Source organism: Actinomadura sp. NPDC023710, from assembly GCF_040639875.1.
Classification (GTDB): Bacteria; Actinomycetota; Actinomycetes; order Streptosporangiales; family Streptosporangiaceae; genus Spirillospora; species Spirillospora citrea.
Genome location: NZ_JBFAGB010000010.1, coordinates 118,406 through 138,906 on the forward strand (window position 1 = coordinate 118,406; position 20,501 = coordinate 138,906).

At 72.5% G+C, this 20,501-nt stretch carries 20 protein-coding genes; 11 read left to right on the top strand and 9 right to left on the bottom strand.

Annotated features, from left to right (window positions below; all coding sequences use genetic code 11):
- Positions 1-131: 131 nt before the first annotated feature.
- The gene (locus AB0H37_RS13980) at positions 132-497 is read right to left on the bottom strand and encodes a hypothetical protein (RefSeq protein WP_179835949.1); all 366 of its coding nucleotides are present in this window, start codon (positions 495-497) and stop codon (positions 132-134) included.
- Between the two features lie 103 nt (positions 498-600).
- Here AB0H37_RS13980 and AB0H37_RS13985 point away from each other — a divergent pair, with 103 nt between their 5' ends.
- Entirely contained in the window at positions 601-1,326 is a 726-nt protein-coding gene (locus tag AB0H37_RS13985) for a histidine phosphatase family protein (protein WP_360612822.1), read from the top strand.
- Here AB0H37_RS13985 and AB0H37_RS13990 read toward each other — a convergent pair.
- Positions 1,310-2,758 carry a GAF domain-containing protein gene (locus AB0H37_RS13990; RefSeq protein WP_360612824.1) on the bottom strand — a complete coding sequence of 483 codons (1,449 nt, stop codon included), beginning with the start codon at positions 2,756-2,758 and terminating at the stop codon, positions 1,310-1,312. The two genes, AB0H37_RS13985 and AB0H37_RS13990, sit on opposite strands and share 17 nt — an antisense overlap.
- 519 nt (positions 2,759-3,277) lie before the next feature.
- Here AB0H37_RS13990 and AB0H37_RS13995 point away from each other — a divergent pair.
- The 5 genes from AB0H37_RS13995 (at position 3,278) to AB0H37_RS14015 (ending at position 8,488) form a co-directional block, all read left to right on the top strand.
- The gene (locus tag AB0H37_RS13995; RefSeq protein WP_329088756.1) at positions 3,278-3,841 is read left to right on the top strand and encodes a hypothetical protein; all 564 of its coding nucleotides are present in this window, start codon (positions 3,278-3,280) and stop codon (positions 3,839-3,841) included.
- A gap of 33 nt (positions 3,842-3,874) precedes the next feature.
- Entirely contained in the window at positions 3,875-4,933 is a 1,059-nt protein-coding gene (locus AB0H37_RS14000; protein ID WP_329088754.1) for a low specificity L-threonine aldolase, read from the top strand.
- 100 nt (positions 4,934-5,033) lie between these two features.
- On the top strand, positions 5,034-6,227 hold the full coding sequence (locus AB0H37_RS14005) for a beta-ketoacyl synthase N-terminal-like domain-containing protein (RefSeq protein ID WP_360612827.1): 1,194 nt from the start codon (positions 5,034-5,036) through the stop codon (positions 6,225-6,227).
- 190 nt (positions 6,228-6,417) lie between these two features.
- Entirely contained in the window at positions 6,418-7,338 is a 921-nt protein-coding gene (locus AB0H37_RS14010) for an oxygenase MpaB family protein (protein ID WP_360612829.1), read from the top strand.
- Between the two features lie 103 nt (positions 7,339-7,441).
- Positions 7,442-8,488, top strand: a complete 1,047-nt coding sequence (locus AB0H37_RS14015; protein WP_360612831.1) for a lysylphosphatidylglycerol synthase domain-containing protein — start codon at positions 7,442-7,444, stop codon at positions 8,486-8,488.
- Between the two features lie 19 nt (positions 8,489-8,507).
- Here the strand turns inward: AB0H37_RS14015 and AB0H37_RS14020 are convergent, their stop codons facing one another.
- Together AB0H37_RS14020 and AB0H37_RS14025 are read right to left on the bottom strand one after the other, a co-directional pair.
- Positions 8,508-9,317 (bottom strand): amidohydrolase family protein, encoded by an 810-nt coding sequence (locus AB0H37_RS14020; protein WP_360612833.1) that lies wholly within the window; start codon positions 9,315-9,317, stop codon positions 8,508-8,510.
- Entirely contained in the window at positions 9,307-9,879 is a 573-nt protein-coding gene (locus tag AB0H37_RS14025; protein WP_179835958.1) for a TetR/AcrR family transcriptional regulator, read from the bottom strand. The genes AB0H37_RS14020 and AB0H37_RS14025 overlap by 11 nt, the downstream gene beginning before the upstream one ends.
- A gap of 269 nt (positions 9,880-10,148) precedes the next feature.
- On the opposite strand from AB0H37_RS14025, the gene AB0H37_RS14030 reads away from it, so the two are divergent.
- The gene (locus tag AB0H37_RS14030; protein WP_360612836.1) at positions 10,149-11,318 is read left to right on the top strand and encodes a Cmx/CmrA family chloramphenicol efflux MFS transporter; all 1,170 of its coding nucleotides are present in this window, start codon (positions 10,149-10,151) and stop codon (positions 11,316-11,318) included.
- Here the strand turns inward: AB0H37_RS14030 and AB0H37_RS14035 are convergent.
- Both AB0H37_RS14035 and AB0H37_RS14040 read right to left on the bottom strand, forming a co-directional pair.
- A complete protein-coding gene (locus AB0H37_RS14035; protein WP_329088740.1) occupies positions 11,264-12,079 on the bottom strand; it encodes an SGNH/GDSL hydrolase family protein in 816 nt (271 codons plus the stop codon). The genes AB0H37_RS14030 and AB0H37_RS14035 overlap by 55 nt on opposite strands.
- 412 nt (positions 12,080-12,491) lie before the next feature.
- Entirely contained in the window at positions 12,492-12,797 is a 306-nt protein-coding gene (locus tag AB0H37_RS14040; protein ID WP_360612838.1) for a PGPGW domain-containing protein, read from the bottom strand.
- A gap of 146 nt (positions 12,798-12,943) precedes the next feature.
- Between AB0H37_RS14040 and AB0H37_RS14045 the strand changes: the two genes are divergently transcribed.
- Complete coding sequence (locus AB0H37_RS14045) at positions 12,944-13,438, top strand: NUDIX domain-containing protein (RefSeq protein ID WP_329088736.1); 495 nt, start codon at positions 12,944-12,946, stop codon at positions 13,436-13,438.
- A gap of 18 nt (positions 13,439-13,456) precedes the next feature.
- Positions 13,457-13,849: a PPOX class F420-dependent oxidoreductase gene (locus AB0H37_RS14050; protein WP_360612841.1), complete on the top strand. Its 393-nt coding sequence runs from the start codon at positions 13,457-13,459 to the stop codon at positions 13,847-13,849.
- Positions 13,850-13,981: 132 nt separating this feature from the next.
- Here the strand turns inward: AB0H37_RS14050 and AB0H37_RS14055 are convergent, their stop codons facing one another.
- Complete coding sequence (locus AB0H37_RS14055; protein ID WP_360612843.1) at positions 13,982-16,621, bottom strand: tetratricopeptide repeat protein; 2,640 nt, start codon at positions 16,619-16,621, stop codon at positions 13,982-13,984.
- Between the two features lies 1 nt (position 16,622).
- Complete coding sequence (locus tag AB0H37_RS14060) at positions 16,623-16,925, bottom strand: trypco2 family protein (RefSeq protein ID WP_179835964.1); 303 nt, start codon at positions 16,923-16,925, stop codon at positions 16,623-16,625.
- A gap of 644 nt (positions 16,926-17,569) precedes the next feature.
- Between AB0H37_RS14060 and AB0H37_RS14065 the strand changes: the two genes are divergently transcribed.
- Positions 17,570-18,508: a hypothetical protein gene (locus AB0H37_RS14065; protein WP_360612845.1), complete on the top strand. Its 939-nt coding sequence runs from the start codon at positions 17,570-17,572 to the stop codon at positions 18,506-18,508.
- Positions 18,509-18,544: 36 nt separating this feature from the next.
- Here the strand turns inward: AB0H37_RS14065 and AB0H37_RS14070 are convergent, their stop codons facing one another.
- Positions 18,545-18,910, bottom strand: coding sequence for a hypothetical protein (locus tag AB0H37_RS14070; RefSeq protein WP_360612847.1), 366 nt, complete (start codon positions 18,908-18,910; stop codon positions 18,545-18,547).
- A gap of 61 nt (positions 18,911-18,971) precedes the next feature.
- On the opposite strand from AB0H37_RS14070, the gene AB0H37_RS14075 reads away from it, so the two are divergent.
- Positions 18,972-20,396, top strand: a complete 1,425-nt coding sequence (locus tag AB0H37_RS14075; RefSeq protein WP_360612849.1) for an alpha/beta hydrolase — start codon at positions 18,972-18,974, stop codon at positions 20,394-20,396.
- Positions 20,397-20,501: the final 105 nt, after the last annotated feature.

A 20,501-nucleotide genomic window follows, 5' to 3' on the forward strand; every position in this document is an offset into this window, starting at 1 on the left:
CGCCCGTGCGGGCCTCGGCGCCGGCGCGGGCGCCGTCGTCCGCGCGGGTCAGCGGCCCCCGGACCGCGGTCTCGGGGGCGGGCGGGTCCTCGCGGACGGGCTCGGTCTCGCGGACGGGCTCGTGTTCGGGGTCAGGCACCGGTGCCGCTCCACAGCTGGTTCATCCGCACGATCATGACGGCGACGGCCACCCCGGCCACGACGAGCACGGTGGGGCCCCACCGGGTGCGCTCCAGCAGCCCCCACCCGGCACCGGCGACGGGGACCAGCAGCGATCCCAGCAGGTAGCCGACGAAGGTGGCGGGGCCGTCCGGGCCCTCGCCGCCGGAGAGCCTGACGAAGGCGACCACGGCCTGCGCGACCAGCAGCACCTCCAGGACGCCGAACGCGGCGAGGTCGCCGGCGCCCATCGCCCGGCCGCGCAGCGCCGTCACCAGGGCGTAGCCGGCGGCCAGGAGCGCCACCACGATGGTCGTGGTGGACAGCACGTTCGTCACGGCACCAAAGAGTACTACCGGCTGTAGAGCAACCGCGACGCCGCCGCCGGGCAGGGCACGGCGCCCCCCGGCGCGGGGCCGGGAAGCGGCGGGGCATGGCAGCATGGCGGGCGTGAACGCGCTGCGATGGCTGACCCTGACCCGGCACGGTGAGAGCACCGGCAATCTCGCCTACCAGGCCGTCCTCGGCACCGACGCCGAGGAGGTCGACATCCCCGAGCGGGACGCCGACGTCCCGCTGTCGGACACCGGCCGGGCGCAGGCGGCGGCGCTCGGCCGGTGGCTGGAGGCGCTCCCCGAGGACGAGCGGCCCACGACGGTGATCACCTCTCCCTACGTGCGCGCCCACGACACCGCGAGGATCGCGCTCGCCGAGACCTCCTTCGCCGTCCCGCGGATCCGGGTGGACGAGCGGATCCGCGACCGCGAGCAGGGCGTCCTGCAGGGGCTCACCCCCCGCGGCGTCCGCACCCGGTACCCGGGCGAGGCCGAGCGGCTGCGCCAGCTCGGCAAGTTCTACCACCGGCCGCCCGGCGGCGAGTCGTGGGCCGACCTGGCGCTGCGGCTGCGCAGCTTCTACCGCGACCTGGAGGCCGGCGCCCCCGGCGGCCGGGCCCTGGTCGTCGCCCACGACGCGATCATCGTCATGACCCGCTACCTGGTGGAGGAGCTGACCGAGCAGGAGGTCATGCGGATCGAGAAGGAGCCCGTCGCCAACGCGTCGGTCACCCGGTGGCGCCACGACGGGACCGGGCTCGCGCCCGTCTGCTACAACGACTGCGCCCACCTCGCCACCGCCGCGGTGCCGCCGCCTACGGCTCGCCGCTGAGGAGCCGGGCGCTGCGCGAGGTCACGGCGGCCAGCCGCGGATCCCCCGGCGGCAGGACGCCCCGCAGCCGCTCCAGCGCCTCCAGGTCCGCGCGGCCCGGCTCGGTCTGCGCGTAGACCCACAGCACGTCGGCGCCGCCCCGGTCGAGCACCTGCCGCCGGACCCGCACCGCCAGCTCGTCGCGTTCCACGCGGACAGCGGGCGCGTCCGAGCGCGGCAGCAGCTCGCCCCCGTACAGCCGCACGGCGCCCGCGACGTCCCCCTCGTCCAGCAGCCGCCGGACGGCGAGGAAGTCGGCGTCGACCGCGCAGCCGAGCCGGTAGGGGCGGGCGCGCACGACGTCGCCGAACTGGTGGCGGAGCCGGTGGATCTCGGGGCGGACGGTCGCCGCGCTGCCCTCGTCGCCGTACAGGTACAGCGAGAGCCGGTCGCCGCTCAGCCCCCGCGGATGCAGCGCCAGCAGCGCGAGGATCTCGGCGTGCCGCAGCGTCAGGTCGAAGCGCCGCCCGTCCAGCAGCGCGTGCGGCCCGTCGCCGAGCAGCGCCAGCGTCAGCAGCGGCGCCCCGGCGGCCGCGGGCCTGGCCGCCAGGCCGCGCTCGGGCGGGGCGCTCTCGTCGACCCGGCCGCGCGCCCCCGGGATCCGCAGGAGGAACGCCTCGCCCAGCGGCTCGGCGATGGCCGTGCGGCCGTCCGGCAGCACGACCGTCCCGCCCGGTTCGGGGACGGCGACGCGCCGGCCGACCAGCCCGCCCCCCGGTGCCGCGAGGATGCGGCCGGCGGCGGTGGCGAGGACGCCGGTGCCGCGCAGCCCCCGCAGGTGCGGCAGGAGCCGCTCGCGCAGCCGCTGGTCGCGCCCCAGCATCTCGTTCTCCATCCGCGCCTCGGCCAGCCGCGCCGCCGCGGCGACGAGCGCGACGGTCGCGGGATGCAGCGCCCCCACCGTCGCGCTGACGTCGATGCAGCCCACCACGCGTCCCGAGTCGGGATCGGTGATCGGCGCGCCGGCGCACGACCAGCAGTGCAGGATGTGCGCGACGTGCTCGGCGGCGTACACGTACTCGGGCCGCCCGGAGGCGAGCGCGGTGCCGATGCCGTTGGTTCCGACGGCGTCCTCCGACCAGAGGAAGCCCTCGGTCAGGCCGATCGCGTCGGCGGCGCGGCGGGCGAAGGCCGGGCCCTGCGTCCACAGGACGTGCCCGGCGGCGTCGCTGATCACCATCAGGTGCTCGGCCTCGTCGGCGACCCGCCGCAGCAGCGCATCCAGCATCGGCAGGTGCGGTTCGAGGGGGTGGGCGCCGCGGGCGTCGGCGAGGGCGTCCCGATCGAACACCAGCGGCGCCGCCTCCATGCCCGCGTCGACGTCGGCGTCCTTGGAGCGCCGCCACGACTCGGCGATCGGCGCCCGGACGGTCACCGGCTCGCGCACCACCATCAGCCCTTTCTCCCGGAGGGAAATCCGGCTCCGTTCGAGCATCGATCCATCACCGGGGCGGCGCAACCGATTCGCCGGATCCCGCACGGCCGGATCGCGACACGATCCGTGACCGGATGATCGCAACGTGCATGCAACGTGGGTGCGCCTACCGTGAGCGGCGCCGGGGAGTCGAAGGACCATCCTGTGGGTCCGCCGTCCCGCACGCGTCCGGGGGGAATGCGTGCGGGACGGCCCGCTCCCGGCGCTACGGGGAGGACGAACGACCCATGCTCTGCCTGACCTGCCACCGCGTTCGACCCGCCGCGAGCCGGGCGGACTACACCGCCGAACGCGCCTCGCTCATCGTGCGGCAGGGCCTGTGCGCCTGCAGCGCGCCGTCCACCCGCCCGCGGCGGCAAGCGCCCGTCCGGAAAGGCGCGCCGACCCCGAAATAAACCGGTCGGTTCACAAAACGTTCACGGTCGATTCGCCTACAGTTTAAGGAGATTCCACCCACTGGCCCCGGAAGGGAGCGCCATGACCGTGATACCGGGTCTTGTCCGCCGCGCCGCCGCCGAGGTGGAGCACCATCTGCGCGAGGGCGCCGGCGTCCTCGTCAGAGCCGGGCGGGATCTGGAACGGTCGGCCGAGATCCTCCGGCTGCTGCCCTCCTTCGTCGAGCGCCTGTCGATCCTAGAGCAGTCGGTCCGGGTCCAGGACGCCGAACTGCGCACGATCCGCATCGAGCTCGACTCGCTGGTCGGGCAGCTCAACGACCGGCTTCTGCCGCGCCTCGACGAGCGCATGGACGACACCGAGCGCGACCTGGCCGCGGTCGCCACCAGCCTGATCCGGACCGGCCGCGAGACCGCGGGCAACCACACCCGGCTGGAGGCCGCCGAGCGGCGCGTCGCCGACCTGCGCGCCAAGGTCGCGGCGCTGGAGCAGCGGACCGGGCTCTGGCGGGACCTGCAGTCCACGGTCACCAGGTTCGGCGACGACCTGGACGCGATGCGCGCCCGGATGGCGCTGCGCACCGCCGAGCCGCCGCCGGACGCCGTGCCCGCCCCGGTGCAGAACCTCACCGACCGCCTGGCATAAGGGGACATCGGCGGCGTCCTGGAGAATGGGCGCATGACTCAGCCGTCCGACATCCGTCCGTCCGCCGCGCGCGGTTTCGCCAGCGACAACCAGGCGAGCGTCCATCCGGAGGTCCTCGCGGCCCTGGCCGCGGTCAACACCGGCCACCAGCCGGCCTACGGCGACGACGCCGTCACCGGCCGGCTCCGCGAGGTCGTCCGGCGCCACTTCGGCGAGCAGGCCGAGGTGTTCCCGGTGTTCAACGGGACGGGCGCGAACGTGGTGTCGCTGCAGGCGATGTCGGAGCGGTGGAGCGCGGTGGTGTGCCCGGAGTCGGCGCACATCAACACCGACGAGTGCGGCGCGTCCGAGAAGATCGCGGGGCTGAAGCTCGTCACGGTTCCGGCCCCGGACGGCAAGCTCACCCCCGAACTGGTGGACCGGTACGCCACGGGTTTCGGCAACGTCCAGCGGCGGGAGCCGGCCGTCGTGTCGATCACCCAGAGCACCGAGCTCGGCACCGTCTACACCGCGCGGGAGACGGCGGCCGTCGCGGCGGCGGCGCACGAGCGCGGCCTGTCGGTCCACATGGACGGCGCCCGCATCGCCAACGCCGCCGCGTCCCTCGGCCTGCCGCTGCGCGCCCTCACCACCGACGCGGGCGTGGACGTGCTGTCGTTCGGCGGCACCAAGAACGGGCTGCTGCTCGGTGAGGCGATCGTCGTCCTCGATCCGGGCGCCGTGCGGGGGCTGGCGTACCTGCGCAAGTCGAGCATGCAACTGGCGTCCAAGATGCGGTACGTGTCGGCACAGCTCATCGCGCTGCTGGACGGCGACCTGTGGCTGCGCAACGCCGCGCACGCCAACGCCATGGCCCGCCGCCTGGAGGGCGCCGCCCGCGCCGTCCCCGGCGTCGAGATCACCCAGGACGTGCGGGCCAACACGGTGTTCGCGCTCATGCCGAAGGACGCGGCCGAGCGGCTGCGCAAGCGGTTCCCCTTCTACACCTGGGACGAGGCGACCGGCGAGGTCCGCTGGGTCTGCTCCTTCGACACCACCGAGGACGACGTGGACGCGTTCGCCGCCGCGCTCGCCGAGGAGATGGCGGCCTGACCGGCCCGGTCATCCCGATCATCGAGAGCGACCCCGCCCGCCGGGCGGCCCGCGGGTTATGGTGTGACCGAACAGGATTCGGTAACAGGAGGCGAGCCCGATGGCCAACCGCACCTTCGTCGTCGGCGTGGGCATGACCAAGTTCGAGAAGCCCGGCTCCCGCGACTGGGAGTACCCCGACATGGCCAAGGAGGCCGTCGGCAACGCCCTGGAGGACGCAGGCGTCGGCTACGACGCCGTCGAGATGGCCTACGCCGGCTCGATGTACGGATCGATGGGCCAGCGCGCCCTCTATGAGACCGGCATGACGGGCATCCCGGTCATGACCGTCATGAACGCGTGCGCGACCGGGTCCAGCGCGCTGTTCCTCGCCCGCCAGGCCGTCCGCGGCGGCCTCGCCGACTGCGCGCTCGCGCTCGGCATGGAGAAGATGAAGAAGGGCTCGCTCGGCGCCGGCATGGGCGAGTCCAAGGTCACGATCATCGACCACCACCTGCGCTCCATGACCGCGGGCCGCGAGTGGGAGCTGGACAAGGCGCCCATGCCGCAGATGTTCGGCAACGCCGGCCGTGAGCACATGGAGAAGTACGGCTCCACCCCCGACCACTACGCCTGGATCGGCTGGAAGAACCACAAGCACTCGGTCAACAACCCCTACGCGCAGTTCCAGACCGAGTACTCCCTGGACGACGTCAAGAACGCCACGATGATCTTCGACCCGCTGACCAAGCTGCAGTGCTCCCCCACCTCCGACGGCGCCGGCGCCGCGCTCGTCGTCAGCGAGCGGTTCCTCGACGAGCACGACCTGTGGGACCAGGCCGTCGAGATCGCCGGCCACCACATCGCGAGCGACACGCAGGAGAGCTTCGCCGACCACTCCTCCATCCAGGTCGTCGGCTTCGGCGTCTCCCGGCGCGCCGCCCGGAAGGCGATGGACGAGGCGCAGGTGTCCATCGACGACGTCGACGTCATCGAGCTGCACGACTGCTTCAGCGCCAACGAGCTCATCACCTACGAGGCGCTCGGCATGGCCGACGTCGGCGAGGGCCACAAGCTCGTCGACGACGAGGCCACCACCTACGGCGGCACGTGGGTCGTCAACCCCTCCGGCGGCCTCATCTCCAAGGGCCACCCCCTCGGCGCCACCGGCCTCGCCCAGTGCGCCGAGCTGACCTGGCAGCTGCGCGGCCAGGCCGGCGCCCGCCAGGTGGACGGCGCCCGCGTCGCCCTCCAGCACAACATCGGCCTCGGCAGCGCCTGCGCCGTCGCCGTGTACAAGCCCGCGACCGCCTGACCCGCGAGAGGGCACGGGGTCAGGAGGGTTCGCGCAGGTCGACGGAGGTCACACGGGGTCCTCGGAGAGGCGGCGGAGGCCGGCGGCCGGGCCGCCGCCCTCCGGGCCCCGCCCTCCGGCATGCGACAAAGATTGACTTCTGTCTCACAGCGGCTACGGTGAAGTAAGTGGTCACTGGTCAGGAGGTGCGATGCCCGCCCCGCCCTCGCCCCCGACGGTCGTCACCGCCGCCGCCCGCAGGCCCGCGCGCACGGGCGCCCTCGCCCCGCTCGGCCCCGGCACCCTTCTCTGGCGGCACGCCGCCGACCTGCGCTCCCTGCTCCCCGGCGCCGCCGCCGGGCTGATGCAGCTCATGCACCCCGGCGTCGGCGCCGGCGTCACCGAGCACTCCGCGTTCTTCGACGCCCCCTTCGACCGGATCCACCGGTCCGTCCCGCAGATCTGGGCGACGATCCTCGCCCCCGACGGCGCCGCCCGCGCCCGCACCATCCGCGACCTGCACCGCGTCATCGGCGGGGTGGACGAGCACGCCCGCCGCTACCACGCCCTGGAGCCCGAGACGTTCTGGTGGGCGCACGCCACGTTCACCTGGGAGATCTTCAAGGCCGCCGAGACCTTCCACCCCGGCACCCTCACCGCCGAGGACCACGAGCAGATGTACGCCGAGACCGTCACCTGGTACTCCCGCTACGGCGTCAGCATGCGCCCCGTCCCCGCCGACTACGCCGCCTTCCAGTCCAGGTTCTGGCATGTCTGCACCCGGACCCTCGAACTCACCCCCGCCGCCGCCCGCGCCCTGGAGATCGCCAAGCACGGCTCCGGCACCGTCACCCTGCTGCCCGTCGGCGGCCCCCGGATCGACCGCGCCGGACGCCTCGTCATCGAGCGCCCGCTCCGCCTGATCACCTTCGGCTGCCTGCCGCAGGTCGTCCGGGACCGCTTCGACATCCCCTGGTCCCCGCTCGACCAGGCGCAGTTCTCCGCGCTCGCCCTGGCCAACCGGCAGGGTTACCGCATGATGCCCACCGGCCTCAACCACTGGGCCCTGCGCAGCATGCTGCGCTACATCGGCGCCCAGACCCGGCAGAACCGCTACCGCCCGGCCGCCTGAACCGCCGTGACCTGCGGGCCCGGGGCCCGCAGGTCACGCAACGTTCTTGTCGAAGGGGCCCGGAGGTCGCATACGCTTCAGGCGAGTAGCCGAACACTGAGGTGTGGAGACGATCACAGCCGGCGCCGACCACGCGGCGGCCGCCAAGCTCCCCGACCTTGGCGCCGACGCCGCGACGCTCTCCCTCACCCAGCGGATCCACCGGGCCCGCTGGGCGGTCGCCGGGCTCCTGCTGGCCGTCCTCGTCACCGCCGTGCCGGCGACCACCGGGCCGCTGCGGCCGGCCCTCGCGGCGCTCGGCCACATGCGCTGGGGGTTCCTGCCGGGCCTGGTCCTGCTGTCCCTGCTGCACTACGTCCTCTCAGCGGTCGCGCTGCGCGGCGCCGCCGGCCGCCCGCTGCCGCTGGTCAGGACGACGATGACGCAGCTCACCGCGTCGGCCGCCAACCGCGTCACGCCCGGCGGCCTCGGCGCCGCGGCGGTCAACACCCGCTACCTCGTCTGCCGCGGCCTGCCGCTGCCCCGCGCGGCCGTCGCCGTGGCGGTCCTCCAGGTGGCCGGCGTCCCCGCCGACCTGCTGCTGATGGGCGCCGTCCTCGGCCTCGGCGCCGTCCTGGCCCCGGACGGCGGGAACGACCGGATGCTGGACGCCCTCGGCCACCACGCCTCCCGGGCCGCCGACCTCGTGCCGCCGCTCCCGCTGCTCGTCTCCGGCGGGGTGCTGCTGCCGGCCGCCGTGCTGTGGGGCCGCCGCGCGGTGCGCTCCACCGCGGCCCGCAGCGCCGCGGGCGGGCTCGCCGACCTGTGCCGCCGCCCGCGCGACCTCGCGGTCACCCTCGCCGCGTCCGCGGGGACCACGTTCGTCCTCGGCGTCGCGTTCGCCCTCAGCGTCCTCGCCGTCCCCGGGACGGCGGTGGGCCCGGCCGACGCGCTGGCGCTCCTCGCCGCCTACCTGGTGGGGGCCGCGGCGGGCTCGGCCGTCCCGACGCCCGGCGGCGTCGGCTCCACCGAGGCCGCCCTCGTCGCCGCGCTCGCCGCGCTCGGCATCGCCGCGGGCCCCGCCCTGCACGCCGTCCTGCTGTTCCGGGCGGTCACGTTCTGGGCGCCCGTTCCCCTGGGGGTGCTCGCCTGCCGGACGCTCCGGCGGTGACCTTTACATTGTAGATCAATTACAGGCGGAAGACCTTCCTGGCGTTGCCCGACAGGAACGCCTCGCGCGCGTCCTCGCCGAGGCCGAGGTCGTCCAGGCCCGTGAGCGCCCGCTCGGCGGTCAGCATCGGGTAGTTGGTGCCGAACATGACCTTGTGGTGCCGGTCCTGGGCCATGTACCGGACGAGCTCCGGCGGATACCTGCGGACCGTGTAGGCGGACGTGTCGATGTAGACGTTCGGGTGCTTGCGGCACACCGCGACCATCTCCTCCGTCCACGGGTAGCCGATGTGCCCGCCCACGATGACGAGCTCGGGGAAGTCGAGCGCCACCTGGTCGACGTACGGGATCGGCCGGCCCGTCTCGCTCGGGCGCAGCGGGCCCGTGTGACCGACCTGCGTACAGAAGGGGACGCCAAGTTCCACGCATTCGGCGAACAGGGGGTAGAACCGCCGGTCGGTGGGAGGCAGTTCCCACAGCCACGGCACCACGCGCAGCCCCTTGAAGCCCAGTTCCCCCACGCACCGCCTGAGCTCCCGCACCGCCTCCATGGGCTTGCGCAGGTCGACCGAGGCGATGCCGGCGAGCCGGTCGGGGGCCTGCCGGACGAACGAGGCGACCTCGTCGTTGCTCACGAGGGCGCCCTCGGGCCCGTACCAGGCGCTGATCAGGCCCATGTCCACTCCCCCGGCGTCCATCGCCGCGACCGTGGTCCCGACCGGGATCTCCTCCGCCGGCGGTTCCTGCCCGGTCCACCTCCAGAGCGAGTCGAGCATCTCGTGCCGCAGGAACCGCACCGTCCCGTGCTGCATCCACGCGTCAATCACCATGGGGACCTCCCACCGACCGCCATGCGGCCTCGCTCAGCAATGCGACCTGTTCGCCGTCCGGTTCGGGGCTCTGGCCGTTCAACCACAGCCGGCACAGCTCCTGCGCGGGCCCGAGCCACAGGACGAAAGCGGTCACCGCGTCCACGTCGAGCAGCGCCCCGTGCCGCGCCTGCACGCGCCACCAGCTGCGCACCTCGCGGAAGAACGCGCCGTTGCGCTCGGCCAGCCCTTCGCTCCCGGCAGGGCGCTCGGTGAACATGAACCGGGCCCGGCCGGGATGCTCCCCGCACCACCGCACGTGGAAGGCCACGACGGCGGTCACCGCCTCCCGCGCTGCGCCATGGCCCTTCAGCTCGGCGAGGAAGGCGTCCTGGTACATCCCGATGCTCTCGACGAACAGCGCCTCCGCCACCTGCTCCTTGCCGGAGAAGTGGTGGTAGAAGCTGCCCACGCTCACCCCGCTCGCGGCCCTGAGCCCGCTCAGCGTGGTCCCGGCGACCCCGTCGCGCCCGAACAGCTCCAGCGCAGCCCGCAGGATCCGCTCCCGTCCGGCCTCCTTCATAGAACATTATTCTGCCACGCCAGAACAATGTTCTGGACAGGGTCCGTCCGGACCCCTGCTAGCCTCGTGGCCATGTCCAGCCCCGAGTCCGACAGACGCTGACTCCCGGGCGGCTCCCCTTCGTGCGGGCCGCCTGAGGCGGGCTGCCTTCCTCGCCCTCGCATCCGAGGGATCTTTCTCTGCCGTCGCCGTCCGTGCCGATGCCGGACGGCCATCTCGGCGCAGCCCCCAACGACAGCCGACCTGTTCGCCGTCTCGGGAGTCTCCCCTTGCCTTTCGCCGTCTACGTCCTCGGGCTCGCCGTCTTCGCCCAGGGCACCTCCGAATTCATGCTGTCCGGGCTCGTCCCGGGCATCGCCGCGGACCTGGGGGTCTCCATCCCCGCCGCCGGCCTGCTCACCTCCGCCTTCGCCGTCGGCATGGTGATCGGCGCCCCGTCCATGACGCTGCTGGCCCGCCGGTGGCCGCGCCGCCGCGCGCTGCTGATCTTCCTGGCCGCCTTCGTCGCCGTCCACGTCGTCGGCGCCCTCACCACCAGCTACGCGGTGCTGCTGGCGACCCGCGTCGCCGCCGCCCTGGCCAACGCCGGGTTCTGGGCCGTCGCGCTCGCCGCCGCGACCGCGCTCGTGCCCCCCGCCGCCCGTGCCCGCGCCACGTCCGTCGTGGTCGGCGGTGTCACCGTCGCCTGCGTCGCCGGGGTCCCGGCCGGCGCGCTGCTCGGCGGGGCGTGGGGCTGGCGGGCCGCCTTCTGGGCGGTCACGCTGGTCTCGCTGCCCGCCGTCGTCGCGATCGCCAGGGCGATCCCGGAGGAGCGCCCGTCCGCGGGCAGCGCCCGCAGTGAACTGCGCGCCCTGGCCGGCGGCCGCCTGCTGCTCACCCTCTCCGCCAACGCGCTGTTCCAGGGCGCGACGTTCTGCACGTTCACCTACCTCGCGCCGCTCGCCACGAACGTCGCCGGGTTCGGCTCCGCCTGGGTGCCGGCGCTGCTGGCGCTCTTCGGCGCCGGGTCCCTCGCGGGCGTCACCATCGGCGGACGGATCGCCGACGCGCATCCGGCCGCGCTCATCGCGGCGGGCATGACGTCCCTGACCGCCGGGTGGGCCGTCCTCGCGCTGACGGCCGGGAGCCCGGCGGCGGTGGTCGTGCTGGTGTTCGTCCAGGGGATGCTGGCGTTCGGGACGGGCCCGGCGCTGATCTCACGGGTCCTGGAACAGGGCTCCGCGGCGCCGACGCTGGCGGGCGGGTTCGCCACCGCGGCGTTCAACGTCGGCGGAACGCTCGGCCCGTGGCTCGGCGGCACCGCGATCGGCGCCGGCCTCGGCTACCGCTCGCCCGTGTGGGTGAGCGCGCTGCTGATGGCCGGCGCGATCGCGGTGCTCGCCGGTCAGGCCTGCTTCTGGAGGGCCAGGCTGGCCGAGCCCGTCAGCGCCGGCAGGTAGCCGGACCGGTGGCCCAGCGCGGTCGGGTGGTAGGACGAGCCGATCGGGATCGTGACCGCGTTGAGCCAGTCGTCGCCGGAGCACAGCTCGTGCCCGGAGAACTCGTCCCGGACGTCCGACCACGTGAACCCGGCGCGCCCCGCGGCGGCGGAGACCACGCCGTCGAGGGTGTCGGCGGCGTGGTTGAGCGCGGTGCGCTTGGTGTTGCTCAGCCCGGCGCACCAGTCGACGATGATGTAGAGGCGCGGGTACCCGAGCACCACCACCCGCGCCGACGGGGACTTCGCGCGGATCTTGCCGTACAGCGAGTCGAGCTGCCCGGGAAGCGTGTTCTTCATGTAGGTCTCGGCCTGCGTCACCTTGCTCTGGCACGAGGAGGTCGACTGAAGGACGCAGGTCTGCATGACGTCGGCGAATCCGGCGTCGTTGCCGCCGGCGGTGACGCTCACGAGCGTCGTGGAGGAGCTGAGCGCGCCGAGCTGTCCGCTGGCGACGGTCGTGGTCGTCGCGCCGGAGCAGGCGACGAACTTGTACGACGACGTGGCGTGCGACGCCGCCCACAGGTTCGGGTAGGCGTTGGCGCTGCGCTGGCACGTTCCGCTGCCGGGATCGTAGTTCCCGGCCCCCGTGCCGGACGAGTAGGAGTCGCCGAGGGCGACGTAGGCGGGCCCGGCCGCCGAAGCGGTCCCGGACCCGAGCAGTGAGGCGGCGGTGAAGGTCGCCGCACCGAAGGCGGCCAGACAGGGGCGGGACAGACGCATCGGCACACTCCGGAGCGACGTATCGAATTGTGTCTTCCGTCCTATACCCGAACCGCCATTACGCCAAGCTCAAGACTGATCAACTTTGTTTGGCATGATTCGCCATTGCCATCCGAAACAGCCAAAATCTCAGGGCGGTCGACCCCAAGACCTCACAACCATTCCGGCGTTCTTCCCCGCGGCCCCAGGAGCCCGTCCCGCACCACGCCTCCCTGCTCGCCGCCGAGCCCGCCCACCCCCATCAGCCCGGCGGAGCCGCCTTCCGTTGATCGGCCGCTCGGGCGCGGAAGGAAGCATGGCCCTTCCCCGAGAGGAAGGACCATGCGGGGATAATCCCCAATCTGGCGGTGATTCGCGGCGGATGGGGCAGGGCGCCGGAAAGGCATCCTGAGCGCCGGGCGGCAGCCGGAGTTCAGCCCTTTCGGCCGACGCGGGAGGCCCCGCCCCGGATCCGGTGCCACGCGGCGCGCGCGTGACCGTTCACGCTCGTGCTGATGCGGCGGGCGGTCGGGAACTCGGTGCCGAGGAGGCCGAGTCCGGCGAGGATCGCGACGATGCCGGGACCGGGCAGCACGAGCATGGCGACGCCCGCGACGATCAGGGCGGCTCCGGCGACCGCGACGCCGATCTTGCGTAGCAGCCGGACGTGCGCGCCGCGCCGGCTCGCGGGCGCCGCGTCGGCGTCCGTCCCGGCACGGTCCATGGCGGTCGTGGTCACATCGTCCCCCGATCTGCGTACACGGCTTTCTTCTGGGACGAACCGGCAGGCCACCGAAGATCCCCGATCCGGTGCGGTGTGGCCAGAGTCACAACCCGTTCCCCAGGGCGGCGGCCCGCCCCGCACGGCCCGCTAGCATCGCGGAAATGAGGATCCCGTTCGGCGCGCGGGCCCGTCTCGGGGTCCTGGCCGCGCCGGTGTGGAGGCGGCTGAGCGGCCGGGCGCAGTGGCGTCTCGCGCGGCTCCGGCATCAGACGTTCCTGGTGTACGCGGGAGGGATCGTCCGGGACGACCAGGGGAGGATCCTCCTGCTCCGGCACCGGCTGTGGCCCGCCTACCGCGCCTGGGGGCTGCCGGGCGGATACGTCAACGCCGGCGAGCGGCTCGAGGACGGGGTCGCGCGCGAGGTCCGGGAGGAGACGGCCCTGGAGGTCGAGGTCACCGCGCCGCCGCTCCACGTCGCCGGCGGATTCCGGCACCGGGTCGAGGCCTACTACGCGGCGCGGGTCGTCGGCGGGCGGCTCGACCTGGACGCGGGCGAGATCCTGGAGGCCCGCTGGTGGCCTGTCGACGCGCTCCCGGACGCGATGTCGCCCCGTCTCCGCAGCGTCCTCGCCTCGCTTGACCTCAGCCAAGGTTGAGGTTGCAACCTGGACGGCATGAGCCTCACCGATCTCGAACGCGAATACCTCTCCACCCAGCGCCTCGGCCGCCTCGCCACGGTCGGCCCCAAGGGCGACCCGCAGAACAACCCGGTCGGGTTCGACTACAACGCCGAGACCGGCACGATCGACATCGGCGGCTGGAACCTCGCCGAATCCCGCAAGTACCGCAACCTCCGCCACAACGACCAGGTCGCCTTCGTCGTGGACGACCTGGCCTCCGTCAAGCCGTGGCGGGTGCGGGGCATCGAGATCCGCGGACGCGCCGAGGCCGCGGTCGCGGAGGGCTCCCGTTTCGGCGGCGACGTCATCCGCATCCACCCGCACACCGTCTTCAGCTGGGGCATCGACCCCGGCTCCGACGGGATGACCAAGCGCACCATCGAATAACCCCGGTCGCAGCAATCTCGCGCCCGCGTACAGGACCGACCACCTCGGCGAGCCGGTCGAGGGCCGGCGACGGCCCGAAGTCGCCGTGGGCGAGGGACTCCAGGCCGACGCTCCCGGGGGGCGGCGGGCGTCTCAGTCCTCTCCGGAGAGGTCCGCGAGGATCTGCCGCACTTCGGTGACCCGCGTGGGAGCGTCGATTTCCACGAGGAGGTCGAGCGCCTCGGAGTAAGCCCGCCGGGCGTCGGACGGACGTCCGGCGTGGCGGTGCACGCCGCCCAGAATGCACAGCATGGTGGCCAGACCGGCCTCGTTCTCGATCTCCCGGTGGAAGGCGACGGCCGGTCGGAGCACCGCTTCGGCGTCGGCGAAACGGCCCAGGCCGTCATAGGCCAGCGCGAGATGCCACGCGCACCAGACGATCTCGTCGCGATCGCCTCGCCGCTCGCTCACGGCCATCGCGTCCTCCAGGACGCGGGCGGCGTCCGCGTACCGGCCGAGTTGGCCGTACGCGTCGGCGATGTGCGCGGCCAGCCAGATCTCGCCCGCCGTGTCGTCCCTGCCCCGGTAGATCGCCTGCGCCTCGGCATAGCGGTCGAGGGCCCGCTCGGGCTGGTCGAGGTCGCACTGGAAATCGCCGAAATGGGTCAGCACCCACGCCTCCTTGCCGGGATCGTCCATGGAGCGGACCACCTCCAGCGCCCGCTCGTAGAGGGGCGGCGCCTCAGCCCCGCGCCCGAGGAGCCGGCGCGCCTCGGCCAGGTGGATCAGGGATCCCAGCTCGGCCGGGGCGTCCCCCACGCGCCGCGCCGCCTCGACCGCGAGGGCCTTGACCGCCTCCATCTCCTCCCAGTGCGCGCGGTAGAAGATCAGGCCGTAGAGCGACTCCGCGATCCTGACGACGAGCCGGTCCTCCCGCGCCTCCGCGGCGGCCCGCAGGCTCGCCCGCACGTTCAGGGACTCGTGGGCGAACCACGCGATCGCATCGGCCGGGGGCTGCTCGTGCGCACCCGGCCGCGCCATCCATTCGTGCAGGCGGTCGCCGTACCAGTTCAGTGAGCGCCGGAACGCCTCCCGCCGGGCGGACGCCGACTCCTCGTCCGCCATGCGTTCTCTGGCGTAGAGCCGGAGGAGGTCGTGGAGGCGGTAGCGGTCCTCTCCCGCGATCTCGGTCAGATGCCGGTCCGTCAGTTCGCCGAGCATGCGCTCGGCGTCCTCGTCGTCCACGTCACCGGTGCGCGCGACCATTTCGGCGGTGAAATCCCGGCCCGCCAGAACGCCCAGATGGCGGAACAGCCTCGCCGTGTCGGGCCGCAGTGACCGGTAACTGAGTTCAAAGCTGCTGCGCACTCCCCTATCTTCGCCTTGGAGACGGGATATACGCCTGGTCTCGTCCTGCAGTTCCGACAGGTAACGGGCCGGCGATGTGCGTCTCATCACCAGGTGCGCGGCGGCGATGCGGATGGCCAGCGGAAGTCCGGCCAGGAGTTCGACGATCTTGAGGGCGGACGAGCGGTCGCGGCCCACCGTCCCGGCGCCGACGATGCGTTCGAGCAGCCGGAGCCCCTCGGGGTCGGGCAGCGGGTCGAGCCGGAGCCGGTCGGCGCCGTCCATCGAGGCCAGCGTGGTCCTGCTGGTCACGATCACGGCCGTGCCGGGCGTCTCGGGCAGGAGCGGGGCGGCCTGCCGCGCCTCGGACACGTTGTCGAGCAGCAGCAGGCTGGGCCCCTGCCTCAGCCGCGACTGGAACTCGCGCCGGCGCTGCCCGGGATCGCGCGGCATCGCGTCGCTGGGCAGGCCGAACGCGGCCAGGACCTCCACCATGGCGGCGTCCGCGGTGGCGGCCGCGGCCACGTCCACCCGGATCCGCGCATGCGTGAACGTGGCGGCGAGCCTGTGGGCGAGCTCGTTGGCCAGTTCGGTCTTCCCGACGCCCGCCATGCCGTGCAGGACGACCAGCGGACACGTCTCGGTCAGCCGGTCGGTGAGCAGGGTCCCCGCTTTCGCGATCGCCTCGTCCCTGTCGGTGAAGTCCGGAAGCGATCTGCTCAGGTTCACATGGCCCGAGGAGAACGGACGAGGGCGTTGCGGGCGCGGAAGGCGCGCCAGGTTCCCCAACCCGAGTTCCCGTCCCCAGGGCGTGTCGCGGACCGTGTCCGCCCAGTGGTCCAGCGGGGCGACGGTGAGGACGGACGGCCCCTCTGATAAATGATGCTCGACCACCACGCCGATGGCGAATTCGTCGCCCGATCCGTCCTGGGCGAATACCACCGCCCCGGACATCCCCTGCCATTCACTTACGCCTCGCCCGCCCGCCGAACGCGGCATCAGGGAAACGCCCAGCTCCATGAGGTTCGTGCGCAGGTTCGAGCCCGTCGGGATGAAACCGTTCACCTGAGCGCTCTCACGCTGCGGGACCTCCTCCGGCCCCCGCGGGCGCTCCTTCCACCTGGGGAAGCCGATCGCCCAGCACGGGCCGACCTGGCCCGTCCGGGAGCGATCGACTCGGGCGAAACGGACCGGGGCCAGGTCGTCCGGTAAGGAATCCCCCGTCACCGCCAGCAAGGCGATGTCTCCGGGCTCGTCCACCACGACGACTTCGGCCGGATGCTCCGTCTCGTCCACCCGCCGGACGAGCAGCGTCTCGGCGTCCATGACGTTGTGCGCCGCTGACAGCACCCACCGCCGCCCGACCAGGTAGCCGGAGCCCACGTTCCACCGGCCGCCGGGGCCCCGGCGCAGGATCTCGACCGCACGGGCCGTGAGCTCGGGCATCTCAGGGTTTGTCCGCCAGACCGCGGGTCACCTTGATCGGACGGCCGTCACCGTCGCGCGGCGGCTCCAGCGTGACCGTCACGCGCTGGATCTCCTCGCGCCGGTAGGACCCGTCGCCGCCGAGTTCAAGAACCCAGAACTTCGCTTTGCCGGACGCCCCGCCTTGGCGCGTGACGCCGACGTGAAACTCCAGCTGTATCTGACCGACGCCGAAAGCGAGCTCCGACTCCTTCCCCGCCTCCAGAGCCTCCATCAACTCCGCGCGAAGCGCGGCGATGCTCTCGGCAAGACCGAGTTCACCCATGAATCCCCTCCCGTATCCGCGTTCCGTCGAGGGCGGCCGGGCGACCACACCGGATGATCTTCAATTCCGGGCGGAGGACGCCTTCCGCCGCCATGCGGCCCGGACTGCAATCCTCCATGAACTTCAGCGGTCGTGACGAGAGGTATTGGCCGCGCGGCCGGAAAAGGCCATTCGCGTGCCGTCAGGGGAGGAGATCATTCTGGAGCGGGGGCCGGCGCCACGGAAGAGGTGGGCCGCGGCTCGACACCCCCGCCCGGAGCTCGGAGTCCGACACCGCACCAGGCCACGGTCGTGTCTTGATCACGAACCCACGGTCGCCGCCCGAGGGGGCGGCCCGACACAGGCAGGCTTCGCACATCCGAAATCGCACACGTGCGAGCTTCGGATGCCAAACGCGCGGGCAGGCGAGGTTTGGTCACTCAACTTTCGGACCAACGCCATTCTGGCCAAATCTGCAGGCCATTCATGATCAATGATGGCGAGGCGATCGGAGTGCGTGATAAAAACTGTGCACGGCCGACCCGGCGATGGAAGCGCATCCGAATGAGCGGCGGCAGGGACGCCGTTCCGCCTGGCCGGGCCACTGCTTTCCAGTGCGGCTCCGCAGGGACGGAGCCGCGAGAAGACGACCGTCAGGAACCCTTATGAACGAGAGGCGCGAGACGCCCCCGCCCTGGTCTCCGGCATTCAGCGCCGAGTGCCCGGTCGGCGTCGCGTATCAGGCGTGGATCGAGACGTCGATCACCTGGTTCGTCCGCGAGTTCGGCCGCGACCCGGCGCTGCGGCCGATCGTCCTGCCCCGGCCGGATCTTCGCTCCGCCGCCTACACCGGCACCCCGAAGCAGATCAACGACGTGGTCGCGTGGGTGTGCGGGCTGATGGAGATCGACCGGTCCGAGCTCACCGTGGAGCTGTTCGACCGGGAGGGCGAGGACCCGGCGGCGCGCGAGGGGAGGCGCGCGGTCGGGCACTACTACGTCGAGGACGGCAGGGCGGTCATCGGGCTGGACGTGACGGAGGCGTCCGACGCCGCCTACCTGATCGCCGTGATCGCGCACGAACTGTGCCATGTCCGCCTCCTCGGCGAGGAGCGGATCACCAACCAACGCAAGGACCACGAGCGGCTGACCGACCTCCTCACCGTCTATTTCGGCTTCGGCGTCTTCAGCACGAACGCCGCGCTGAGATTCGGCGAGACGACCCGCGGCTTCTCCGTCCAGCCACTCGGCGATCTGGACGAGCGCACTCTCAACGCGGCCCGTCACGACGACTATTCACGGCTCGGGTATCTGACGGAGCGCGAGTTCGGCTACGCGATGGCCTGCTACGCCTGGCTGCGCGGCGAGGCCGAGCCGCCGTGGGCGAGCCATCTCGATCCCGGGCCGCGCACCTTTCTGCGGCAGGGCCTCGCCTACCTGGCCCGAGCCGCCGCGCCGGGCGAGTTCCCGACCAACCGGACCGGGGCGATCCCGGTCTCGATACGCGTGGTGCTCGCGACCAACCCCGCATGGCTCAGCGGCCTCCGCCTGATGGCCAGGGGGACCGCCTGGCCCCCGAATCCACCCGGCCACCGGCCGTCATGACCCCGCGCCCGCGCGCCCGCCTCGCCGAGACCGGTTTCAGCGCGCCTCGCCGAGCTGCCCGCGTTGCCGTGCCAGCAGTTCGAGAGCCTCTCGCCAGTGCAGATGCGCATGCTCCTCAGCCAATGCGGAGTGCTTGTCGCAGAACCATTCCACCTCCGGAGGATGACCGACCCAGCCCTGCCGGTCCTGTTCCCGGCGGATCGCCTCCTCCTCGGGGGTGAGCGCGAACCAGACGTCCGTGAACGACGAGTACGGGGCGCCGTCGCGAAGGGATCGTTGGCAGATGAAGCAGTCCGGCGGTCTCACCGCGACTCCTCCCAGATAGTCGGGGACATCCTCCGAACGGTAACGCGGCGACCGCCTTCCGATGGCATGAGCCTCCTCCGAACGGTCGATGCTCACCAGCGGTAGGCGACCGTCCGGCCGATACGCCGACCGCGCCGCATCAGCAAGATCGTTACACATGAAGCGACCCTCGGTACTGGCGGCCTTCGCCCTGACCATCCCGCCCATGATGGCCGTCCCGGGCAGCGCGGCGGCAAGCACGATCGCCTGGCGGGCTTGTGGGACCACCGGCGCCGAATGCGGGACGGTCACGGTGCCCGTGGACTGGTCCCACCCTGGCGGGCAGAAACTCGCGCTGGCCGTGACCCGCCGGAAGGCCACCAAGGCCCGTGCCGGCACGCTGCTGTACAACCCCGGCGGCCCCGGGACGGGCGCCGCCGACCTGGTCCGAGACTGGGCACCGCAGTTCTTCTCACCCCGCTTGCGGGAGCGGTTCGACATCGTCGGCATCGACCCGCGCGGTGTCGGCGGCAGCGAACAGATCTCCTGCGGGATGCCCGTCCACGATCCGGAAGTGACACAGTTCCCCAGAAGCGAGCGTGAGTATGAGCGCATGGTGGCCCGCAACAGGGCGGTCGGGGAAAGCTGCGATCCGCTCCTCCGGCACGTCGACACCGTGAGCGTGGCGCGCGATCTCGACGCCGTGCGCGCCGCTCTGGGGGAACGGAAGGTCAGCTACCTGGGACGGTCGTACGGCAGCATGCTCGGCACCCAGTACGCGCGGCTGTTCCCCGACCGCATCCGCACCATGGCACTGGACGGTGTCGTGGACCACGGCATGCCGTCGCGCCGCATGGTGGGCCAGGCGGCATCGGCCGTCGAGGACTCCTTCGACCGGTTTGCGGCCTGGTGCGCGCGGACAGCCGATTGCGAACTGCACGGGCGCCCGGTCACGAAGGTGTGGGACGCCCTCGTTCACAGGGCCGAGCACCGCCCCCTGCCGGTCCCGGGCGGCCGGCCGCTGACCGCCGAGGAACTGCGCTACAGCGTCTACGCGATGCTGACGCTGTTCCCCGAGTTCGGGCAGGGGCTCGCGCGGGGCATCGCCGAAGCCGACGGGAACGATGCCTCACTGCTGGCGCAGATGCGCGACCAGGCACTGTACGACCCGACGAGCACGGCCGCCTATCGGGCGATCCTCTGCCAGGACATCGACCCCCAGGTGTCCGGCTTCGGCGAGTTGCGCAGGCGTGAGCACATGGTCCGGCAGCGGGCTCCGCACATGGGCGGGACGTCGGAGTTCTGGGACATGACGACCGGATGCATCGGCTGGCCCGTCCGCCCGGCCGATCCCCAGCGGCCGGTGCACATCCGCAACGCACCTCCCGTCCTGCTGGTGGGCAACACCCACGACCCGGCCACTCCCCTGGGATGGGCGAAGAGGCTGAGCCGCGGCATCCAAGGCTCGAAGGTCCTCGCCTACGACGGCGACGGACACACCGCCTACCTCCGCAACCGCTGCGCGACCACCAGCATCGACCGCTACCTGGTCACCGGCGCGCTCCCGAACATCAACTCCTGCCCCGCCGACCCGCGGACATAGGACCGAGGTCGGCGGAGGGCGCGCGGGGGTCAGAGATCAAGGCCCGTGTTCTTGGATCGAGTCTCGGGCGTAACGGGTCACAGGTCGTTGGCGCGCAGGCTGGTG